Origin of the sequence: Nonomuraea sp. NPDC050733, assembly GCF_040654215.1 — a bacterium.
Classification (GTDB): domain Bacteria; phylum Actinomycetota; class Actinomycetes; order Streptosporangiales; family Streptosporangiaceae; genus Nonomuraea.
This window is the reverse complement of the sequence record NZ_JBFAHO010000015.1, coordinates 26445-46350: the sequence shown is the minus strand read 5'-3', so window position 1 is coordinate 46350 and position 19906 is coordinate 26445. Positions and strand designations below refer to the sequence as shown.

At 71.5% G+C, this 19906-nt stretch carries 17 protein-coding genes; 6 read left to right on the top strand and 11 right to left on the bottom strand.

Going from position 1 to position 19906, the window contains the following annotated elements; all coding sequences use genetic code 11:
* Positions 1–65 precede the first annotated feature (65 nt).
* Genes AB0H64_RS23515 through AB0H64_RS23500 form a run of 4 tightly spaced genes read left to right on the top strand, consistent with a single transcriptional unit; the run spans position 66 to position 3913 of the window.
* Positions 66–2555, top strand: a complete 2490-nt coding sequence (locus tag AB0H64_RS23515) for a sensor histidine kinase (protein ID WP_357628047.1) — start codon at positions 66–68, stop codon at positions 2553–2555.
* Complete coding sequence (locus tag AB0H64_RS23510) at positions 2552–2971, top strand: roadblock/LC7 domain-containing protein (protein ID WP_357628044.1); 420 nt, start codon at positions 2552–2554, stop codon at positions 2969–2971. Before AB0H64_RS23515 ends, AB0H64_RS23510 begins: the two co-directional genes overlap by 4 nt.
* On the top strand, positions 2968–3345 hold the full coding sequence (locus tag AB0H64_RS23505; RefSeq protein ID WP_357628041.1) for a DUF742 domain-containing protein: 378 nt from the start codon (positions 2968–2970) through the stop codon (positions 3343–3345). Before AB0H64_RS23510 ends, AB0H64_RS23505 begins: the two co-directional genes overlap by 4 nt.
* Positions 3326–3913: an ATP/GTP-binding protein gene (locus AB0H64_RS23500; RefSeq protein ID WP_357628038.1), complete on the top strand. Its 588-nt coding sequence runs from the start codon at positions 3326–3328 to the stop codon at positions 3911–3913. Before AB0H64_RS23505 ends, AB0H64_RS23500 begins: the two co-directional genes overlap by 20 nt.
* Positions 3914–3994: 81 nt before the next feature.
* Here AB0H64_RS23500 and AB0H64_RS23495 read toward each other — a convergent pair whose 3' ends face one another.
* The 7 genes from AB0H64_RS23495 to AB0H64_RS23465 form a co-directional block, all read right to left on the bottom strand.
* Entirely contained in the window at positions 3995–5605 is a 1611-nt protein-coding gene (locus AB0H64_RS23495; RefSeq protein ID WP_357628035.1) for a cation acetate symporter, read from the bottom strand.
* Positions 5602–5931 carry a DUF485 domain-containing protein gene (locus AB0H64_RS23490; protein WP_357628033.1) on the bottom strand — a complete coding sequence of 110 codons (330 nt, stop codon included), beginning with the start codon at positions 5929–5931 and terminating at the stop codon, positions 5602–5604. Before AB0H64_RS23490 ends, AB0H64_RS23495 begins: the two co-directional genes overlap by 4 nt.
* A 261-nt stretch (positions 5932–6192) precedes the next feature.
* Entirely contained in the window at positions 6193–9048 is a 2856-nt protein-coding gene (locus tag AB0H64_RS23485) for a Tat pathway signal sequence domain protein (RefSeq protein WP_357628030.1), read from the bottom strand.
* A gap of 125 nt (positions 9049–9173) precedes the next feature.
* Positions 9174–9989 (bottom strand): carbohydrate ABC transporter permease, encoded by an 816-nt coding sequence (locus AB0H64_RS23480; protein ID WP_357628027.1) that lies wholly within the window; start codon positions 9987–9989, stop codon positions 9174–9176.
* Positions 9986–10885: a sugar ABC transporter permease gene (locus AB0H64_RS23475; RefSeq protein ID WP_357628025.1), complete on the bottom strand. Its 900-nt coding sequence runs from the start codon at positions 10883–10885 to the stop codon at positions 9986–9988. Before AB0H64_RS23475 ends, AB0H64_RS23480 begins: the two co-directional genes overlap by 4 nt.
* Positions 10882–12108 carry a sugar ABC transporter substrate-binding protein gene (locus AB0H64_RS23470; RefSeq protein WP_357628022.1) on the bottom strand — a complete coding sequence of 409 codons (1227 nt, stop codon included), beginning with the start codon at positions 12106–12108 and terminating at the stop codon, positions 10882–10884. Before AB0H64_RS23470 ends, AB0H64_RS23475 begins: the two co-directional genes overlap by 4 nt.
* A 155-nt stretch (positions 12109–12263) precedes the next feature.
* Complete coding sequence (locus tag AB0H64_RS23465) at positions 12264–13427, bottom strand: PLP-dependent aspartate aminotransferase family protein (protein ID WP_357628019.1); 1164 nt, start codon at positions 13425–13427, stop codon at positions 12264–12266.
* A gap of 11 nt (positions 13428–13438) precedes the next feature.
* Here AB0H64_RS23465 and AB0H64_RS23460 point away from each other — a divergent pair, with 11 nt between their 5' ends.
* Together AB0H64_RS23460 and AB0H64_RS23455 are read left to right on the top strand one after the other, a co-directional pair.
* Positions 13439–14440 (top strand): LacI family DNA-binding transcriptional regulator, encoded by a 1002-nt coding sequence (locus tag AB0H64_RS23460; protein WP_357628016.1) that lies wholly within the window; start codon positions 13439–13441, stop codon positions 14438–14440.
* A 71-nt stretch (positions 14441–14511) separates the two neighbouring features.
* Complete coding sequence (locus AB0H64_RS23455) at positions 14512–15993, top strand: serine/threonine-protein kinase (RefSeq protein ID WP_357628013.1); 1482 nt, start codon at positions 14512–14514, stop codon at positions 15991–15993.
* 12 nt (positions 15994–16005) lie between these two features.
* Here the strand turns inward: AB0H64_RS23455 and AB0H64_RS23450 are convergent, their stop codons facing one another.
* The 4 genes from AB0H64_RS23450 to AB0H64_RS23435 are packed head-to-tail and all read right to left on the bottom strand — an operon-like array spanning position 16006 to position 19900.
* Entirely contained in the window at positions 16006–17493 is a 1488-nt protein-coding gene (locus AB0H64_RS23450) for a cation acetate symporter (RefSeq protein ID WP_357628010.1), read from the bottom strand.
* Positions 17490–17942, bottom strand: a complete 453-nt coding sequence (locus AB0H64_RS23445) for a hypothetical protein (RefSeq protein ID WP_357628009.1) — start codon at positions 17940–17942, stop codon at positions 17490–17492. The genes AB0H64_RS23450 and AB0H64_RS23445 overlap by 4 nt, the downstream gene beginning before the upstream one ends.
* Complete coding sequence (locus AB0H64_RS23440; RefSeq protein ID WP_357628006.1) at positions 17939–18688, bottom strand: LytTR family DNA-binding domain-containing protein; 750 nt, start codon at positions 18686–18688, stop codon at positions 17939–17941. Before AB0H64_RS23440 ends, AB0H64_RS23445 begins: the two co-directional genes overlap by 4 nt.
* A gap of 33 nt (positions 18689–18721) precedes the next feature.
* A complete protein-coding gene (locus AB0H64_RS23435; RefSeq protein WP_357628003.1) occupies positions 18722–19900 on the bottom strand; it encodes a histidine kinase in 1179 nt (392 codons plus the stop codon).
* Positions 19901–19906: the final 6 nt, after the last annotated feature.

Sequence of the window (19906 nt, the reverse complement as noted above, 5' to 3'; positions counted from 1 at the left end):
GCGCTGGTATGCCACGGCATGTCCTGGTCGTCAGCCATTCACATGGACTTCGCAGGGTAGGTACTATGCGCCCCCGCAATTCACGTCTGCGGACCAAGGTCACGGCGTTGCTCCTCTCCCTGACGGCGCTGTGGGTCTTCGCGGCCTGGGTCACGCTGCGTGACGGGGTCAACCTGCTCTGGGTGTCGCAGATCGACGCCAGCGTCATCGACCCGAGCGAGCCGCTGCTGGTGGAGCTGCAGCGCGAGCGCCGGATGACGATGATCCGGCTCGGCGACCCCTCCGCCCGCACCCGCCAGGACCTCAAGGCCCAGCGCGAGGTGGCCGACCGCGCGCGGAGCGCCTTCACGACCGCCGCCCGGGAGTGGATCGTCGACTGGGCCCTGGACGACGAGGGCAGCGCCCGCCTGAGCCAGACGTTCAAGCGCCTGGAGGGTCTCGACACCATCCGCCAGACCGTGGACGCCGGTCAGCTCAGCCGCTCCCAGGCCGCCACCACGTACGACGAGATCATCGACTCCTTCTACAGCATGCACAGCCTCATCGGCACCGTGGACGACCAGACGATCGCCAAGGACATCCGCACGCTGGGACTGCTCAGCAAGGCCCGCGAGATGCTCTCCCGCGAGGACGCGCTGCTGGCCGGCGCGATCGCCGAGGGCCGGCTGACCGTCGAGGAGAAGACCAAGTTCACCGAGACGGTCGGCGCCTGGCACATCATGACCGAGCAGGCCGCCATCGACCTGCCCGACAACGAGCGGCCGGGTTACGAGGCCCTCACGATCAGCAACGGCATCGTCCGCCTGCACAACCTGGAGACCCTGGTCGCCGAGTACGGCGGGGGCCGCGAGGGCATCCCGTTCGGCGCCGACCAGTGGGCCTCGGCCACGGAGCGCGGGCTGGCCGAGTTCAACGCGTTCGTCGTCGGCGCCGGCGACCGGCTGGTGGAGCGCACCACGCCCGTCAGCATCGGCGTCATCATCCGCCTGGCGCTGGCCGGCGGCCTCGGCCTCATCGCGGTCATCGCCTCGATCGCCCTGTCGATCTCCACCACCCGGCAGCTCCTCGCCCAGCTGCAGAAGCTGCGCGACGCGGCGCACGAGCTGGCCGACGAGCGGCTGCCCGCCGTCGTGGACCGGATCGGCCGCGGCGAGAGCGTCAACGTGGACGTCGAGGCCCCGGCCCTGCAGTTCGGCGACGACGAGGTCGGGCAGGTGGGCCAGGCGTTCAACTCGGTGCAGCAGACCGCGCTGCGGGTCGCCGCCGAGCAGGCCGAGCTGCGCCGCAGCATCCGCGACATCCTGCTCAGCCTGGCGCGCCGCACACAGGGCCTGGTCCACCGGCAGCTCACCGTCCTCGACGTGATGGAGCGCCGCGAGGCCGACCCGGAGGAGCTGAAGGAGCTCTTCCGGCTGGACCACCTGGCGATCCGCATGCGGCGCAACGCCGAGAACCTCATCGTCCTGTCCGGCTCCTCCCCCGCCCGCACGTGGCGGCGCTCGGTGCCGATGGTGGACGTGGTCCGCGGCGCGCTGGCCGAGGTCGAGGACTACACCCGCGTCACCCTCACCCCGATGGGCGACGTGGTGCTCGTCGGCCGGGCCGTCGGCGACGTCATCCACCTGCTCGCCGAGGTGATCGAGAACGCGGTGTCGTTCTCGCCGCCGTACACGACGGTGCAGGTCAGCGGGCAGCTCGTGGCCAACGGTTACGTGATCGAGGTCGAGGACCGCGGCCTGGGCATGAAGCCCGAGGACCTGGCCGCCGCCAACGAGCGCATCGCCGAGCCGCCCGAGTTCCGCATCACCGGCACCGCCCGGCTCGGCCTGTACGTGGTCAGCCGCCTCGCGGAGCGTCACGGCATCCAGGTGGTGCTGAAGGCGTCCCCGTACGGCGGGACGACGGTGGTGGTCCTGCTGCCGCAGGAGCTCGTCCAGATGGACGACGCGCCGAAGCCGCACGAGGACCTGCCCACGTCGCTGCCGCGCAGGCAGACGGGCCTGGCGACCGCGCCGCGGCAGGTGACCGGGGAGAACGTCCGCTCGCTGAAGGTGGCCTCGAACCGCAGGGCGCTGGCGCTGGAGCCGGACGAGCTGACGGACCTCCCCGAGCCGAGAGAGCCGGCCGATCTCGGCCGTCCACGCAGGGTTCCGAGCCATCGGAGGCCGGAGATGGAGCAGCCACACAGAGAGCCGGCCCACAGAGAGCCACTGCTGGGAGAGCCGGCCCGCAGAGAGCCGGTCCAGCGAGAGCCGGTCCAGCGAGAGCCGGCGCGCAGAGAGCCGCCCGGGACGGCGCCTGAGCCCCCGGCGGCGGAGCGGCCCGCGCCGGCGTTCACGCCCGGCGGTCTGCCCCTGCGGGTGCCCCAGGCCAGCCTGGCGCCCGCTCTGAAGGAGGAGCCGCCGCCCGTGGGGTCGGCGGCCGAGGAAGACGACGACGAGCGCTCCCCGGAGGAGATCCGGGCGATGATGGGATCGCTGCAGTCGGGAACCCGGCTGGGCAGGACCGACGCGGCCCGGCTCATGGGCGAGCGGCGACCGGGAGGCGACGCGTGACACCGAGTTCCGGCACGGATCTCAACTGGCTTCTCGACGATCTGATCGGGCGCATCCCCGAGGCCCGGCACGCCATCGTGCTCTCCTCCGACGGGCTGCTGATGGCCTCCTCGGCGGGGCTGCAGCGGACCGACGGCGAGCATCTGTCCGCGGTGGCGTCCGGGCTGCAGAGCCTGGCCAAGGGCGTCTCCGAGCGGGTGGAGGGCGGCCCGATCAGGCAGACGGTGGTCGAGTGGAGGTCGCAGTTCCTCATCGTCACCAACGCGGGCGAGCGGGCCTGCCTGGCGGTCCTGTGCGCGCAGAACGCCGACATCGGCCTCGTGGCGTACGAGATGGCGATGCTGGTGGCGCGCGTCGGCCAGTACCTGACCTCGGCCGCGCGCACCGGCGAGGCCGTCGCCGGGAGCGAGCGGTGACGCCGACCGGGGACCCGGGAGAGGAGCACTGGGTCGACCCGGAGATCATCCGTCCCTACGTCGTCACACGAGGGCGCACCCGGCCCGCGCACGGCCGGTTCGACCTCATCTCGATGGCGCTGGCGGTGGGCCCGTCGCCGGGCCCGGACGCGGGACTCGACCCGGAGCATCTCCGGATCCTCCAGCTCTGCCGCGAACCCAAATCGGTGGCGGAGATCGCCGCTCACCTCAACCTGCCCGCGGGAACGATCCGCGTGCTGCTCGGCGACCTGTTCGACAGGGAGCTCGTCTCGGCCCAGGAACCGCAATCCGAGGTGGACATGCGTGACATGAGGATGTACAGGGCGGTGCTCGATGGTCTTCGGTCGCTCTGAGCGCCCGCGCCTGCCCACGGCGATCAAGATTCTGATCGCCGGGGGCTTCGGCGCCGGCAAGACGACGATGGTCGGCGCGGTCTCGGAGACCAGACCCCTGCGGACCGAGGAGGTCCTCACCGACCGGGGCGTCGGCGTCGACGACATCTCCTCGGTGGAGGCCAAGCGGACCACGACCGTGGCCATGGACTTCGGCCGCATCACGCTGTCCAACGACTACGTCCTGTACCTGTTCGGCACGCCCGGCCAGGAGCGGTTCTGGTTCGTCTGGGACGAGCTGGCCGAGGGTTCGCTGGGCGCGGTGATCCTGGCCGACACCCGGCGCCTGGCCGACTGCTTCCCCTCGGTCGACTACTTCGAGCGGCGGGGCACGCCGTTCGTGGTGGCGGTCAACTGCTTCGAGGGGTCACCGACGTTCGAGCTGGACGAGGTGCGGATGGCGTTGCAGCTCGACCCGGCGATCCCGATCGTGATGTGCGACGCGCGCAAGCGCGACTCCAGCCGGGAGGTGCTCATCACGCTGGTGAAGCACTCGGCCCGGCTGCGCGCGGAGCCCGTCAGCACGTGACGTCCGCCCTTGAGCGCGAGGAGGGCCCGGCCGGGTGGCCGGGCCCTTCTTCGCGTTCCGGGCGGGTCGGTGCTGGGTGAATCAGTGCCCGGTGGCCTTCTCGGCGCCGACGCCGGTGAGCGAGCGGACCTCGATCTCGGCGTACTTGCCCTCGTTGTGCTCCTTGCTGAGCACGGTGCCCAGCCATCCGCACAGGAAGCCGAGCGGGATGGAGATGATGCCGGGGTTGCTGAGCGGGAACCAGGCGAAGTCGGCGTCCTTGAACAGCGCGGTCGGCGACCCGGACACCACCGGCGAGAAGATCACCAGGATGAGCGCGGACACCAGGCCGCCGTAGATGGCGCTGACCGCGCCGGCCGTGTTGAACCTCTTCCAGAACAGGCTGTAGAGGATGGCCGGCAGGTTGCCGGAGGCGGCGACGGCGAAGGCCAGCGCCACCAGGAAGGCGACGTTCTGCCCCTGCGCCAGGATGCCGAGGCCGATCGAGACGGCGCCGATGACGAACGCGGAGACGCGGGCCACCAGCACCTCCTCCCGCTCGGTGACGTTGCCGCGCTTGAAGACGTGCGCGTACAGGTCGTGGGCGAAGCTGGAGGACGAGGCGAGCGTGAGGCCCGCGACGACGGCGAGGATCGTGGCGAAGGCGACGGCGCCGATGAGCGCCAGCAGGATGGTGCCGCCCACGTCGCCTAGGAACGTCTCGCCGATGGCCTTGGCCAGCAGCGGGGCGGCGGTGTTGCCGGCCTTGTCGGCGGCCGCGATGGCCTTGCTGCCGACCAGGGCGGCGGCGCCGAAGCCGAGGACGAGCGTGAGCAGGTAGAACACGCCGATGATGCCGATGCCCCACAGCACCGACTTGCGGGCGTCCTTGGCGGTCGGCACGGTGTAGAAGCGGATGAGGATGTGCGGCAGGCCGGCCGTACCGAGCACGAGCGCGAGGCCGAGGCTGATCAGGTCGATCTTGCCGGCCAGGCCCTGCGCCGCGGTGCCGTACTTCAGGCCGGGGATGAGGAAGCTGTCGCCCTTGCCGCTCTGCGTGGCGGCGTCGCCGAGCAGCGACGACAGGTTGAAGCCGTAGTGGGCGAGGACGAGGATCGTGATCAGGGCGGCGCCGGTCATGAGCAGGACGGCCTTGACGATCTGCACCCAGGTGGTGCCCTTCATGCCGCCGAAGACCACGTACACGATCATGAGGGCGCCGACGCCGACGATCGTCCACGCCTTGCCGGACGGCGAGGTGATGCCGAGCAGCAGACCGACGAGGGCGCCTGCGCCGACCATCTGGGCCAGCAGGTAGAAGATGCTGACCGTGATCGTGGAGACGCCCGCGGCGGTGCGGACCGGGCGCGGACTCATGCGGAAGGCCAGCACGTCGGCCATGGTGAACTTGCCGGAGTTGCGCATCAGCTCGGCGACGAGCAGCAGCGCGACCAGCCAGGCCACGAGGAAGCCGATGGAGTACAGGAACCCGTCGTAGCCCGACAGGGCGATGATGCCGGCGATGCCGAGGAACGAGGCGGCGGACATGTAGTCGCCGCCGATGGCCAGGCCGTTCTGGGCGCCGCTGAAGGACCGGCCGCCCGCGTAGTAGTCGGCGGCCGTCTTGGTCTGGCGGCTCGCCCAGAACGTGATCCCCAGCGTCAGCGCGACGAAGAGGAGGAAGAGCGTGGTGGCGAGGGCTGTCGAGCTCACAGCGTCTTCTCCTCGACCTCGTGGCGGAGCTTGTCGGCGATCGGGTCGAGCTTCTTCTCGGCGTGCCGCGCGTACGCCCAGGCGATCCAGAACGTCGACACGAACTGGAGCAGGCCGAAGACCAGGGCGACGTTCACGTTGCCGAACAGCTTGATGCCCATGAAGTCGCGGGCGAAGCCGGACAATATGACGTACAACAGGTACCAGGTCAGGAACGCGACCGTCATCGGGAACGTCCAGCGGCGGAAGCGCCGCTTCAGGTCCTGGAACTCGCCGCTCCGCTGGACCTGCTCATAGACGGACGGTTCATGTTCTTGAGTTGTCACGAGACCTCCACTGTGATGCGGATCACGCACACCGTAGGAGCGAAACCTACCCCAGTGGAGGTCTTCACCAGGGTCGTTCGGTGAGCCGCCGGGGCGCGGCGGCCAATCGCGCGGTGCTTGCGGCGAAAGGTCCGGTTCGCACGACGAACGGTCCCGCCGACGGCGTCGGTCAGGGCGGTCCCGCCGCAGCGGGATCTCGATCGTGTCCGTCCCCTTGTACGGCAGGCGCCGGCCGCGCTCATGCCCGGCGCGACACCGGGCTCATCGGGCCGGCCCTTCCAGTGAGAGGGCGAACAGGTGGAGCTGCGGGCGGGTGAGCGCCGGCAGCGTCAGCGAGCGCAGCTCCTTGGCCGGGTCCAGCTGCGCCCGCGTCTCGAACAGGCCCACCTTGAGCGTGTTGGAGCCGGTGCGGCCGTGCCGGTGCGTGCAGCGCAGCACCTCCGTGGTCGGCGAGGCCCCCGCGCCGCCCCAGTCGGGCATCGTGAACGGCACCTGGGCGGTGGAGCCGTCGGCGTAGGTGGCGGTCAGCGTGCCCGTGAGCGCCCCGGAGGTGGCCGCGCCCAGCAGCCGCGCCCTGGTGTACCTGCCGGCCGGCACGGCGATGGTCTGGCCCTGCCCGGTCACGTTGTTCCTGGCGCCGTCGCCGTACGCGGGGAAGGTGAAGGTCAGGCCCTCGTGGACGAGCGGGCCGGCGGGCGGCAGCTCCTCGGCCGGGTAGGTGTAGCCGGAGCCGTCGGCGTCGCCGTCGGTCATGGCCTCGTGGGCGGACACCGCGTCGTTGTCGAAGTGCGCCGACAGGTTCACCGGGGTGGTCGGTCCGGGCGGGGGGATCGGCGGCAGGCCCCACGGGTCGGCGGGCCTGGCCGTCGCCACGGGCGCGACGACCACGTCGGGCCGCGCACCGGTGTGGACGAGGACCTCCCGGCCCTTGGGCAGGGTGATCTCCACGACGCCGCCGCCCAGGTCCTTGACCGTGGCCGCGGCGCCGTCGTCCAGCACCGCGGTGAGCCTGCCGGTCAGGCCGTGCCTGAGCCGCAGCGGCTCGCCGGCCAGGCTCCTGACCCGGATGAAGCGGGTCACGCCGGCCCGCCGTACGGCGGAGACGAGGAACGCGCCCTGGGTGCGGAAGTCGTGCAGCGTGACGTCCTGCCAGGCGGCCGGGACCGCCGGGAAGACCCGGACGATGCCGCCCCAGCTCTGGCAGAGCATGTCGTGGATCGACTGGGCGGCCGACAGCGGCGTCTCGATGACCGGGCCGCCCTCGGCGTAGTGGGTGTTGGCGCGGCAGGGGAAGCGGCCGGCCGGGTCGAAGAACTTCTCCAGGTACGACAGGGCGGTGTCGCCGCGGCCCATCATCGCGTACAGGGAGGCGGCGCCGGTGTAGCTGTAGCCGCGGTGCGCGCCGGTGAGCGACTGCCAGCGGACGACCGACTTCTCGATGATCTCCCGGTGCTCCGGCTGGTCCCAGTTGACCTGGTACAGCGGGTAGACCATGAGCAGGTGCGAGTAGTGGCGGTGGGACTGGCCGTACGGGGTCTCGGCGCCGATCATGTAGCCGTTGGCGTCCGCCGGGTAGTCCACGAGGGTGTCGAGCACCTCCTGCCAGCGGGCCTTGAGCGGGTCGTCGACGCGCAGGCGCGCGGCCGAGTCGAGCAGCGTCCGGCAGCCCCAGCGGATGAGCGCCAGGTCGTAGTTGGTGTCGCGCGTCGGTGTGACGGGGTACTCCGGCGACAGCGTGCTCGGCAGGTGCAGCTTCCCGTCGGCGCCGGGCGCCAGGAAGTGCAGGTAGTAGTTGACGGCCCGGCGCAGCAGCGGGAAGAGCGTGTCCCGCAGCAGCCCGTCGTCCATGGTGTGCCGGTAGGACAGCCAGACGTTGTGCAGCGCCCAGGTGAGGTCGCCGACCTCGGCGCCGGAGCCGGGCGTGCCGACGCCACGGGTGGCGAACATGTCGGAGCTGCGGCCCACGCCCGCGGAGTCGGACCGGTAGGCGGCGGGGACGTTGGCGACGAGCTGGTCCCGGTTGCGGTCGAGGGTGGAGGTGAGCGAGTCGAGCTCCAGGTGGTTGGAGCCGTGGATGAGCCAGTACTCCAGTTGCACGTTGAGGTTCCACCACACGGCGGGCCACGGGGTGGGCTCCAGCCAGGGGCCGGTCGTCGCCATGACGGGCCCGCCGGCGCGGCTGGCCGAGGCCGTCTTGTAGAGCTGGATCCAGTAGAAGCTCTGCAGCCGCTCGTCGGGCAGGGAGAGGAAACTCTTGCCGTAGAAGTCGTGCCACCAGTCGCGGTGCCGCTGCCTGAGCGTGCCGTACGGCTCGGCGCCCTTGATCCGGGCCACCGCGGTGGCCCGGGCGTCGGCGGCGGGGAAGCTGTGGGCGACGGTCAGGAGCAGCGTGTCCCCCTTCACCCGGTAGGCGGTCGCGGTCTGGCCGCCGCCGGTCAGCGGCTGGATCACCTGCGTGATGCCGCCGGAGGACGCCGTGGTCCAGGCGGGGTTGGGGGTGTAGCCGGACGGCGGGGCCTCGCTGCCGCCACGGGGGCTGGCCGCCTCCTCGGGGTGGAAGGTCCAGCGCACCTGCTCGCCGCCGCCGGCCGCGGCCTTGGCCACGAGGATCTCGTCCCGGATGAACGCCGAGCAGGTCAGCGTGCCCTTGTCGGTGGTGACGGTGCCGGTGAACTCGGCGTTCCAGAGGTCGAGCCGCCAGTCCACGGCGGTGATCGCGCCGACGGGGTCGAGGGTGAGGTGGCCGACGGGCAGCCGGCAGGTGCCCCAGCCGCTGCCGAACTCGGGCCGGTGGTCCTGGACGCGGCCGTGCTGGACGGTGAAGCGGATCTTGTTCTGGCCGGGCTCCTGGTAGATCATGCTGCCCAGCAGCCCGTCCCCGAGGAACGGGCCCTCGTGCCAGGCCTTGGGCATCCGGCCCCACAGCAGGTCCTGGTCCTTCATGAAGTCCTGCCAGGTGATCCGCTGCTGGAGACGCCACGCGGGAGCGGCCGCCCCACCGGCGGAGGCTCCGGTGGTGGACGTGCCCGCCCGGGCGGGGCCGGCGGTGGCGGCGGTGGTGAGCAGGGCGAGGGCGAGGCCGCCTGCGGAGCCGATGACGGTCCGGCGTGAGGCCACACCTCCGAGGAATTCCGGCGTTAAGGGCGGGTTTTCGGACATGAAAGGCTCCAGCGCGGGGATTAGGAGGCGAGACCTCTGATGAATGAGAAGATCCATCCGATGTCTGCCTCTGTCAAGCCCCCTCACCCCTTGACGGCGCCCGCGGTGAGCCCCTCCACGATGTAGCGCCTGATGGCGGCGAAGAGGACCAGGGTCGGGATCACCGACACCACGGTCGCCGCGGCCATGGAGCCCCAGTCGATGTCGTACTGGGTGATGAAGGAGTTCATCGCCACCGGGATCGTCTTGGCGTCCTCGCTGTCGATGAACGTGATCGCCAGGAACAGCTCGTTCCAGCACTGCACGAACGCGAAGATGAACGTCGCCGCGATGCCCGGCAGCATCACCGGGATCACCACGCGGACCATCGCCGCGAGCCGGGAGGCCCCGTCCACCTGCGCCGCCTCCTCCAGCGCCACCGGGATCCGCTCGTAGAAGCCCCGCATGATGATCGTGGAGAACGGCACCAGCATCGCCACGTACACGAGCATGAGGCCCGCGAGGCGGTTGAGCAGGTCGAGGTCGGACATCAGCAGGTAGAGCGGCCCGAGCGCGATGAACAGCGGGATCATCTGCGTGACCAGGAACGCCAGCATCAGCGCGCCCCTGCCGGGGAAGGAGAAGCGCGCCAGCGTGTAGCCGCCGAGCACCCCGATCACGGTGACGGCCGCCGCCGCGACCAGCGAGACGAGCAGGCTGTTGAGCAGATAGGTGCCGAAGTCGGCGAACGAGAACAGGTCCGCGTAGTGCTCGAAGGTCACCTCGCCCGGCCAGTACCTCAGCGGCATCGAGAAGATCTCCGCCTTGGGCTTGAGCGAGGTGACGGCGATCCAGTACAGCGGGAACAGCGTGATCACCAGCCAGACCGCGAGCACGGCCCCCTTGGCCAGGCGTCTCATCGGGACCTCTCGAATCGGGTGGCGTTCAGGTAGAAGACGCTGAAGGCGAGCAGCAGGCCCAGGATGAGCATCCCGACCGCGCCGGCCCGGCCGTAGTCGCCGCCGATGACCTGCTGGATGAGGAACGTCGTGATGATGTCGGTGCTCCCCGCCGGCCCGCCGCCGGTCATGGCGTAGATGAGGTCGGGGAAGTTGAGGATCCAGATGATCCGCAGCAGCGTGATCAGCGCCAGCGTCGGGCGGATGTGCGGCAGTGTCACGTGCCAGAACTGCCGCAGCCGGGAGGCGCCGTCCACCGACGCCGCCTCGTACAGCTCCGCCGGCACCGACTGGAGCGCCGCCATGATCATGATGGCGAAGAACGTCACGCCGTACCAGACGTTGGCCACGATCACCGAGGTCATCGCCCAGCCCGGCGAGGCCAGGAACCCGATCCGCCCGTCGATGATCCCGGCCTTCAGCAGCAGGTCGTTGACCACGCCGAACTGCCCGTTGAACATCCACCGCCACAGCAGCCCGATGAGGAAGCCCGACATGGCCCACGGGAAGAACACCCACGCCTGGTAGAGGCCGCGGCCCCGGAAGTGCCGGCGCAGCAGCAGCGCCAGCCCGAACCCGAGGAAGAACTGGAAGAACAGCGACACCGCCACCCACGTGCCGGTGTTGCGCAGCGCGGTCCAGAACCGGTCCTCCGCCAGCACCGCCCGGAAGTTCTCCAGCCCGACGAACGGCGTCGAGGTCAGGTCGAACAGGTTGTAGCGCTGGAAGGCGATGACCGCGCCGCGGATCATCGGGTAGTACGTGAACAGCAGCACGAACACCACGCCAGGCAGCAGGCACAGCGCGACGAACCTGGCCCTGCGCCCGGTGAACGCGGGACGGGCGGCCTGGCTCACGAGACCTTCTTCGCCTGGTCCGCCCAGAACGCGTCCCAGGACGTGAGCACCTCGGCGACGGTCTTCTTGCCGGTGATCAGCGCCTGCACGTCACGGTCGGAGTCGGCGATGAACTGGCTCCAGCCCGGGTAGTCCACCGGCCGGACCGTGATGACCTGCTTCGGGTCCTGCTGCGCCTCCAGGTACGCCTTCCACGCGCCCTGCGAGAACTGCGGGTCGCTCTGCGCCTGCCGGGAGATCGGGATGAGCGAGTTGCCCTTGGCGAAGGCGATGCTCTGCTTGGCCTCCGACAGGTACTGCACGAGCTTGACCGCCTCCTTCTGGTGCTTGCTGAAGGAGGTGACGCCCCAGCCCGCGTAGCCGACCGGCTGGAAGGCGTAGCCGGACGGGCCCTTCGGGATCGGAGCCGTGGACCACGCCTTGACCGCGCTCTCCTCGACCGTCTTGATGACCTCCGGGTCCTGGATGAGCATGCCGGTGACGCCGGAGGTGAAGCCCTGCACCATCTCGGGGTAGCCCCAGGAGACCGAGTCGGGCGGCGACGCCTCTTTGAAGATCTTCACGTACAGGTCGAGGGCCTGCGCGGCCTCGGGCGTCGAGAAGATCGTCCGCTTGTCCTTGAGGTAGAAGGACTTCTGCGGGTCGAGGGCCTCGCCGTTGTACGCGCTGATCATCTGGACCGCGTAGTCGGCGCCGCCCTTGCCGCCCCGGAACGAGTAGCCGAACCGGTCGCCGGAGGTCATCTTCTTGCCCGCCTCGTACAGCTCCTGCCAGGTCTTCGGCGGCTGCGTCAGGCCCCAGTCGGTGCGGTAGAACAGCGTGCGCTGGTAGAAGCCGTACGGGATGAGGTACGCCTTGCCGCCGACCTCGACGGCCTTCTTCTGGGCCAGCTCGGTCAGGTCGGACCAGCCGGCCCACGGGGTGGTGGGCAGCTCGGCCAGCCAGCCGTTGTTGGAGAAGGACTTGGCCGTGTGGTCGCGGACCTCCAGCACGTCCAGGTCCTTCTTCGTCTGCAGGATCTGGGTGATCTTCTGGTCGGCGCTGTCCAGCGGGGGCGAGACCAGCTCCACCTCCACGCCCGGGTTCGCCTTCTCGAAGCCCTCGATCAGGGTCTTGAGCAGCTTGGTCCGTTCGGGGCTGGTCAGGCTCTCGATCATGCGGAGCTTGACCTCACCCGAGGACGAGCCGGAGCCGCAGCCGGCGAGGACGAGCACCGCGGCCATGGCCGCGGACGAGGCTGAGAGGAGGGGGGCTGACAGAAGGGGGGTTCGCATTGGGGCCTCCGCACGAGTAAGTCAGCGCTGGGAGCCCGCCGTCGCGGCCGGCGGCGGGGACCGCCGGCCGCACTGTCGGATGACCCGGCAGACAGCGCTGTCAGTCACGCTAGGCGACCGACCCCCTCCAGCGCCAGACCCAGGTCCTTGATCAACGTGTCGGCCGGCTCCAGCCCCACCGACAGCCTGACGAGGCCGACGGGGATGCCCATGGTGGCCCGCACGCTCTCCTCGGTGGACAGGGCGGGGGCGTTGACCAGGCTCTCGAAGCCGCCCCACGACACCCCGACGCGGAAGTGCCGCAGCAGGTCGATGAAGCCCGCCACCTCCTCCCGCGACTCCGTGTCGAGCTCCAGGCTGAACAGGCTGGAGAAGCCGGACATCTGGCGGGCGGCCAGCGCGTGGCCCGGGTGGGAGGGCAGCCCGGGGTGGTTGACGCGCCGTACGGCCGGGTGCTCGTCCAGGAACTGCGCCACCGCCAGGCCGCGCTCCTGGTGGGCCGCCATCCGCACGGGCAGCGTGCGCAGCCCCTTGATCACCTTGGCCGCGACGTGCGGCGACATGGCGGCGCCGTAGAGCTGGTACTCCGTCAGCGCGAGCGGCCGCATCAGCCGCGACGGGCCGGCCACCACGCCGCCGACCAGGTCGCTGTGCCCGCCCACGTACTTCGACAGCGAGTGGACCACCAGGTCGACGCCCATGGTGAGCGGTTTCTGGAAGAGCGGGGTGGACCAGGTGTTGTCCATGACCGTCACCAGGCCCCGCTCCGCCGCCCACGCCGTGACGGCGGGAATGTCGAAGACCTCATACCGCATGTAGGAGGGCGACTCGAAGTACAGTAGACGCGTGCTCTCCCTGATAGCGCTGTCACAGCTGACGAGATCATCGACATGCGTATGCGTGACGCCGAACTTCTCGAGGTAACGCAGGAACTGGGTGGTCGGCCCGTATACCGCGCCCAGCACCAACACGTGGTCGCCGGCCGACACCAGCGACGAGATCGTCGCCGAGATGGCGCCCATCCCGGAGGCGAAGCACTTGGCCCGCTCGGCCCGCTCCAGCGCCGCCAGCTTGCGCTGGGCGAGGTCCACGGTCGGGTTCGTGCCGCGCCAGTAGACGTACCGCTCGTCCTCGTTCCTGATCGCCTCGCCCAGCTCGACGGCCGTGGCGAAGGTGAACACCGAGTTCTCGAACACCGGTGGGTTGACCGCGCCGAGCATCCACGGTTCGTCCTCGCCCAGCCGGCCACAGATCCATTCATCGTCCATGGGGGCACAGTATGACAGCGCGCCGTAAACCCACCATGGCCGACGTGGCCCGTCAGGCGGGTGTCAGCCTCAAAACGGTGTCGCGGGTGGTGAACCAGGAGCCGCACGTGAGCCCCGTCCTCCAGCGGAGGGTGCAGGAGGCGATCGGCGTGCTCGGCTTCCGCCGCAACGAGGCGGCCGCCCGGCTGGCCCGCGGCGCCACCATGCTGACGATCGGGCTGGTCATGGAGAACATCTCCAACGAGTTCTACTCCCGGCTGGCCAAGGCGGTCGAGGCGGCGGCGGCCGACCACGCGGCGCTCGTCGTCTTCGGCTCGTACGAGGAACGCCCGGAGCGGGAGCGGATGCTCGTGGAGTCGATGTACGCGCGGGGCGTCGACTCGCTGATCATCGTGCCGTCGGCCGCCGACCACGGCTGGCTCGCCGAGCACGGCGGCCTGACCACGGTGTTCGTGGACCGGGTCCCGCACGGACTGGAGCAGGCCGACGTGGTGCTGCTGGACGACGTCCGGGGCGGCAGGATGGCGACGGAGCACCTGCTGGCCCGCGGGCACCGGCGCATCGGGCTGATCTCCGACGACGAGGCGTTCAGCTCGGTCCACGACCGCGCCCGCGGCTACCGCGCGGCGCTGGAAGAAGCGGGCGTGGCCGTGGACGAGTCGCTGGTGGTGCGGGGCGTCTTCGACCCGTGGCGGGCCGGGCACGAGGTGGCGCGGCTGCTGTCCCTGGACGACCCGCCCACGGCCTTCTTCGCCACCAACAACCGGGCGGCGATCGGCATCCTCCAGGCGCTACGCGAACGGCCCGAACATCCGGCGTACGTGGGCTTCGACGACTTCGCGCTGGCGGACGTGTTCAACCCGGGGGTGACGGTGGTGCGCTACGACGTGACCCGGCTCGGGCGCAGCGCGGTGGACCTGCTCCTGGACCCTTCGGACACGCCGCGCCGCGTCAAGGTCCCGGTCGAACTGGTCGCCCGCGGCTCCGGCGAGCTCCCCCCGCCCTCCCGTTAGCGTTCGGCGAGCGTCTCGCCCCCCTGCTGTGAGGCTGCGGGAAGAGGTGCGGCACGGCATGATAGGGCGCGATGAATGGGCATTTATCCCACGACGCGACCACTGCGCAGCGGCGCACCATCGGCCCGTACGTCCTGGACCGCAGGCTCGGCGAGGGCGGCATGGGCATCGTGTACCTGGCGCGCGACGGCGCCGGGCGGCACGTGGCGCTCAAGGTCATGCGGCCGGAGCTGGCCGCGCGCGAGGAGTTCCAGCGGCGCTTCCGCGCGGAGGCGGAGGCCGCCCGGCAGGTCGCCCGGTTCTGCACCGCGGCCGTACTGGACGTCGGCCTGGACACGGGCCGCCCGAACACGGGTGGGGCGAACACGGGCGGCCTGGACACGGGCGGCCTGGACACGGGCGCCGGCGGGGCACGGGCGTACATCGCGACCGAGTACATCGACGGCCCCGACCTGTCAGCCGTGGTGGAGGCGCAGGGCCCGATGAGCGGGTCCACGCTGGAGGCCCTGGCCGTCGGGGTGGCCACGGCGTTGTCGGCCATCCACGAGGCGGGCGTGGTGCACCGCGACCTCAAGCCGTCGAACATCCTGCTCAGCCCCGTGGGACCGCGGGTCATCGACTTCGGCATCGCCCAGCTCGCCGACACCCTCGCGGGGCAGGGCGACACCGGCGTGGTGGTCGGCACGCTGCCGTACATGTCGCCCGAGCAGGGCCGCGGCGAGCGGGTGACCTCGGCGGCCGACGTGTTCGCGTGGGGGTGCGTGGTCACCTACGCCGCCACGGGCCGCCCGCCGTTCCCCGGCCGGAGCGACGCCGAGATCCTCTACCGGGTCGCCCACCACGTGCCGCGCCTGGACGGCCTGGACGAGCGGCTGCGCCCGCTGGTCGAGCAGGCCCTCGACAAGGACCCGGCGCGCCGCCCCACCGCCCAGCAGCTCCTCGACCGGCTGCTCGGCCGCGAGAAGGTGACGGCGGAGGCCGCGACCCGGCTGGTGACCGCCGGCTGGGACGTGGACGTGCCCGTCCCGCGTCCCGTGACGGAGCGGCCGCCACGCCGGTGGCTGGTGCCGCTGCTGGTCGCGGTGACCGCCGTGGCCGTCTCGGCGGCCGTGCTGGCCCTCACGCTGTACGGCGGCCGCGAACGGCCCGGCGGCGCCACCACGGCGGCCCGCGATCTCCAGGTCGACGGGGTCAAGCTGCACGTCGAGGTCACCTCGCTCACCCGCGAGGGCCGTACCGTCACCCTCCAGTGGTCGGTGCGGAACGTCGGCGACAAGGACTGGAACCCGTGGATCGCCTTCGGCACGGGGCCGGACACCACGTGGCAGTACAACAGCACCGCCGGGGTGGCACTGGTGGACCCGGCGACCGGCAAGAAGTACGGGCCGGTGACCGAGGGCAAGGCCTGCTCCTGCAGCATCACCCAGGGCACCCTCCAGCCCCAGGACACCGCGCCCTACTACTCGCTGTTCACCGGGGTCCCGGAGGACGCCGACCGGATCGGCGTGCAGATCCCCAGCGTCGGCTACTTCGCCGACGTTCCCATCGAGTGAGCGGCACAGGGGTCAGGAAGAGCGGGGACGCCAGTCGCCGCGGTCCAGGTTGAGGTCCTCGGGGGTGTGCAGGCGGACCATGGTCCTGGCCACGCCCGGCGGCACCCGGTGCGGCGTGAGGAACGAGACGGCCACCATCACCACGAACGCGATCGGCACCGTCCACGCCGCCGGCTGGGCCAGCAGCGCGTTCGCCGGCCCCTCGTACGGGCCGCCGACGATCGTGACGAGCACCGCCGCGCAGGCCAGCCCGCCGCCCACGAACAGGCCCGCCAGCGCGCCCGTGGTGCTGAGCCGCCGCCACCAGATGCCGAGCACCAGCAGCGGGCAGAACGAGGAGGCGGCCACCGCGAACGCCAGCCCCACCACGTCCGCCACCGGCAGCGCCCTGGCCTGGAGCGCCAGCGCGAGCGGCACGGCCACCGCCATCAGCGTCGCGATCCGGAACGAGCGCACCCCGCCCTTGAGCAGGTCCTGCGCGATCACCCCCGCCACCGACACGGTCAGGCCCGAGGACGTCGACAGGAACGCGGCGAACGCCCCGGCCGTGACCAGCGCCGTCAGCAGGTCGCCGAGCGTGCCGCCGACCATCCGGCCGGGCAGGGTGAGGACGACGGCGTCGGTGCGGACGAGGTCCGGCGCGTACAGCCGGCCGAGCCAGCCGTACAGGGCGGGCAGCAGGTAGAAGGCGCCGAGCAGCGACAGCACGACGAGCGTGGTGCGGCGGGCGGCCCGCCCGTCGGGGTTGGTGTAGAAGCGCACGAGCACGTGCGGCAGCCCCATGGTGCCGAGGAACGTGGCCAGGATCAGCGAGTACGTCGAGTACAGCGCGTACTCCTTGCCGCCGGCCAGCGGCACCTGCCAGGTGGCGGCGTCCTGCGGGCTCAGCCGCGGCGCGCCGCCCGCCCGCCACGCCATGAGGAGGAACACCAGCGGCACGGCCAGCGCCGTCAGCTTCAGCCAGTACTGGAACGCCTGCACGAACGTGATCGACCGCATGCCGCCGGACAGCACGTTCACCGCGACGACCGCCGCCACGAGCAGCCCGCCCGCCCACCGCGGCGCCCCGGTGATCTCCCGCAGCACCAGACCGGCGCTCTGGAACTGCGGCATCAGGTACAGCCAGCCGATGAGGACGACGAGCACGCTCGCGGTGCGGCGCACGGCCATCGACTCCAGCCGCGCCTCGGCGAAGTCCGGCAGCGTGTACGCCCCCGAGCGGCGCAGCGGCGCGGACACGAGCACGAGCAGCACCAGGTAGCCGCCCGTCCAGCCGACCGGCAGCCACAGCATGTCGGCGCCGAAGGACAGGATCAGCCCGGCCACGCCCAGGAACGAGGCGGCCGACAGGTACTCGCCGCCGATGGCGGAGGCGTTCCAGAGCGGGCTGACGGTGCGGGAGGCGACGTAGAAGTCGGAGGTGGTGCGGGAGACGCGGATGCCGAACGCGCCGATGAGCACGGCCGCCACGACGACGACGAGGACGGCGGCGAGGCTCACGGGCGTTCGACCAGGTCGGCGAAGTGGCGCTCGTTGCGTTCGGCCTGCCGCACGTACAGCCAGGCCCCGAGGACGAAGGCCGGGTAGATGAGGCCGGCCAGCACCGCCCAGGGCAGCGGGACGCCGAACAGCTCCGCCTCACGCAGCCGGGGGATGAGCAGGAACAGCAGCGGCAGGCCGCACACCACGCAGCCCAGGACCGTGCAGACGAACAGCGCCAGCCGGAACTGGGTGCGCAGCAGGGAGCGCATGTACACCTCGCCGAGGTGGGTCTGCTCGTCGATCTCCCGGGTCGCCGGGTAGCGGGGCCGCCGCGCGGCTGCGGTCCGCGGGCTGGTCACGGCCACCCGGCGCGGCTGCTCGCCGCGCCGGGCCGGGCGCGGGGTCTCGGGGTCGCGGCCCGTCCGGCGCGCCCCCTGCGGGCGTGGGGTCTCGGGGTCGCGGCTCATTCGGCGCGCCCCCTGCGGGCGCGGCGGACGAGCAGGTCGCGCAGCTCGCGCGTGTGACGGCGGCTGACCGGGATCTCGGTGTCCCCCACCCTGACCGTGCAGCGCCCGGAGTCGATGTGCAGCTCCTCGATGTGCTTGACCGCCACCAGGTGGCTGCGGTGCACCCGGACGAACCCGGCCGAGGCCCAGCGGTCCTCCAGCGTGGCCAGCGGGATGCGCACCAGGTGGCTGCCGGTGGCCGTGTGCAGGCGGGCGTAGTCGCCGTGCGCCTCCACGTAGACGACGTCGGTGCTGGCGACGAACCGGGTCACCCCGCCCAGCTCGACCGGGATGGTGTCGGACTCGCCGCCGTCGGCGGGCACGTCCGCCGAGACCGCGACCCGCCGGATCGCCTCGGCCAGCCGCTCGGGGCGCACCGGTTTGAGCAGGTAGTCCTCCGCCTTGATCTCGAACGCGTCCACGGCGTGCTCCTCGTACGCGGTGACGAACACCACGCGGGGCGGGTTGGCGAAGCGCGACAGCAGCCGGCCCAGCACGACGCCGTCCAGGCCGCGCATCCGGATGTCGAGGAACACCGCGTCGATCGGCCGGCCCTCGGCGATGGCGCGGTCCAGCAGGCGCAGGGCCGCGGCGCCGTCACGGGCGGTCGCGACCTCGCCGATGCGCGGGTCGGCGCGCAGCAGGTAGGACAGGTCCTCCAGCGCGGGCAGCTCGTCGTCGACCGCGAGAACCCTGAGTTGCGCCATAGACAGTGATAAAACCGACAACTACCGACGCGGTCAACGGGCCGAGACGCCGGGGTGATACTTCGGCAACCTGACGTTGACCTTCGTGCCCGCGCCCGCCCCCGTCTCGACGACGAGCCCGTACTCGTCCCCGTACACCTGGCGCAGCCGCTCGTCCACGTTGGCCAGCCCGACGCCGCCCGTCGGCGCGATCTCGCCGGCCAGGATGCGGCGCAGCCGCTCGGGGTCCATGCCGAGGCCGTCGTCCTCGACGCTGATGCGGCACTCCGCGCCGGCGTCCTCGGCGATGATCGCGATGCGGCCGACGCCGTTGCGGCTCTCCAGGCCGTGGCGTACGGCGTTCTCGACGAGCGGCTGCAGGCACAGGAACGGCACGGCGACGGGCAGCACCTCGGGGGCGATGCGCAGGGTCACCTGGAGCTGGTCGCCGAAGCGGGCGTGCTCGAGGGTGAGGTAGCGGTCGATCGAGCGCAGCTCCTCGGCCAGCGTGGTGAACTCGCCGTGCCGGCGGAAGGAGTAGCGGGTGAAGTCGGCGAACTCCAGCAGCAGCTCGCGGGCCCGTTCGGGGTCGGTGCGGACGAACGAGGCGATGGTGGTGAGCGAGTTGTAGATGAAGTGCGGTGAGATCTGCGCGCGCAGCGCCCGCACCTCGGCCTCCATGAGCAGCGTGCGCGAGCGGTCCAGCTCGGCCAGCTCCAGCTGCGAGTCGACCCAGCCCGCGACCTCCTGGGCGGCCTTGACCAGCCCCGCCGAGGCTTGGGGGCCGTAGGCGGCCAGCGCGCCGACGACCCGGTCGTCGGTGGTGAGCGGCACGACCACGGCATGCCGGATCGGGCACTCCAGCAGGTCGCAGCCGACGGCCAGCACCTGGGTCCGGCCGTCCTTGAGCGTGGCCCGAGCATGCTCGAAGGCCTCCCCGGCGTGGTGCTCCCCCGCGCCGTCGTACACCAGCAGCCGCTCCCCGTCGGTGACGGCCACGGCGGAGGAGCCGAGCAGCGCGCGCAGGTGCCGCGAGGCCCGCTCGGCGCCCTCGGCGGTCAGCCCGGCGCGCAGCGGCGGGCCGGCGAGCGAGGCGGTGTGCAGGGTCTCGAACGTGGCCCGCTCGGCCGGGCTGGTGCCCAGCTCCCGGCGGCCGCGCATGACGCGCCACAGGACGAGCGCCGGCACGCCCACGAGTGCCGCCGCCACGGCGACGCCGACGAGGTACTCCACATCGCG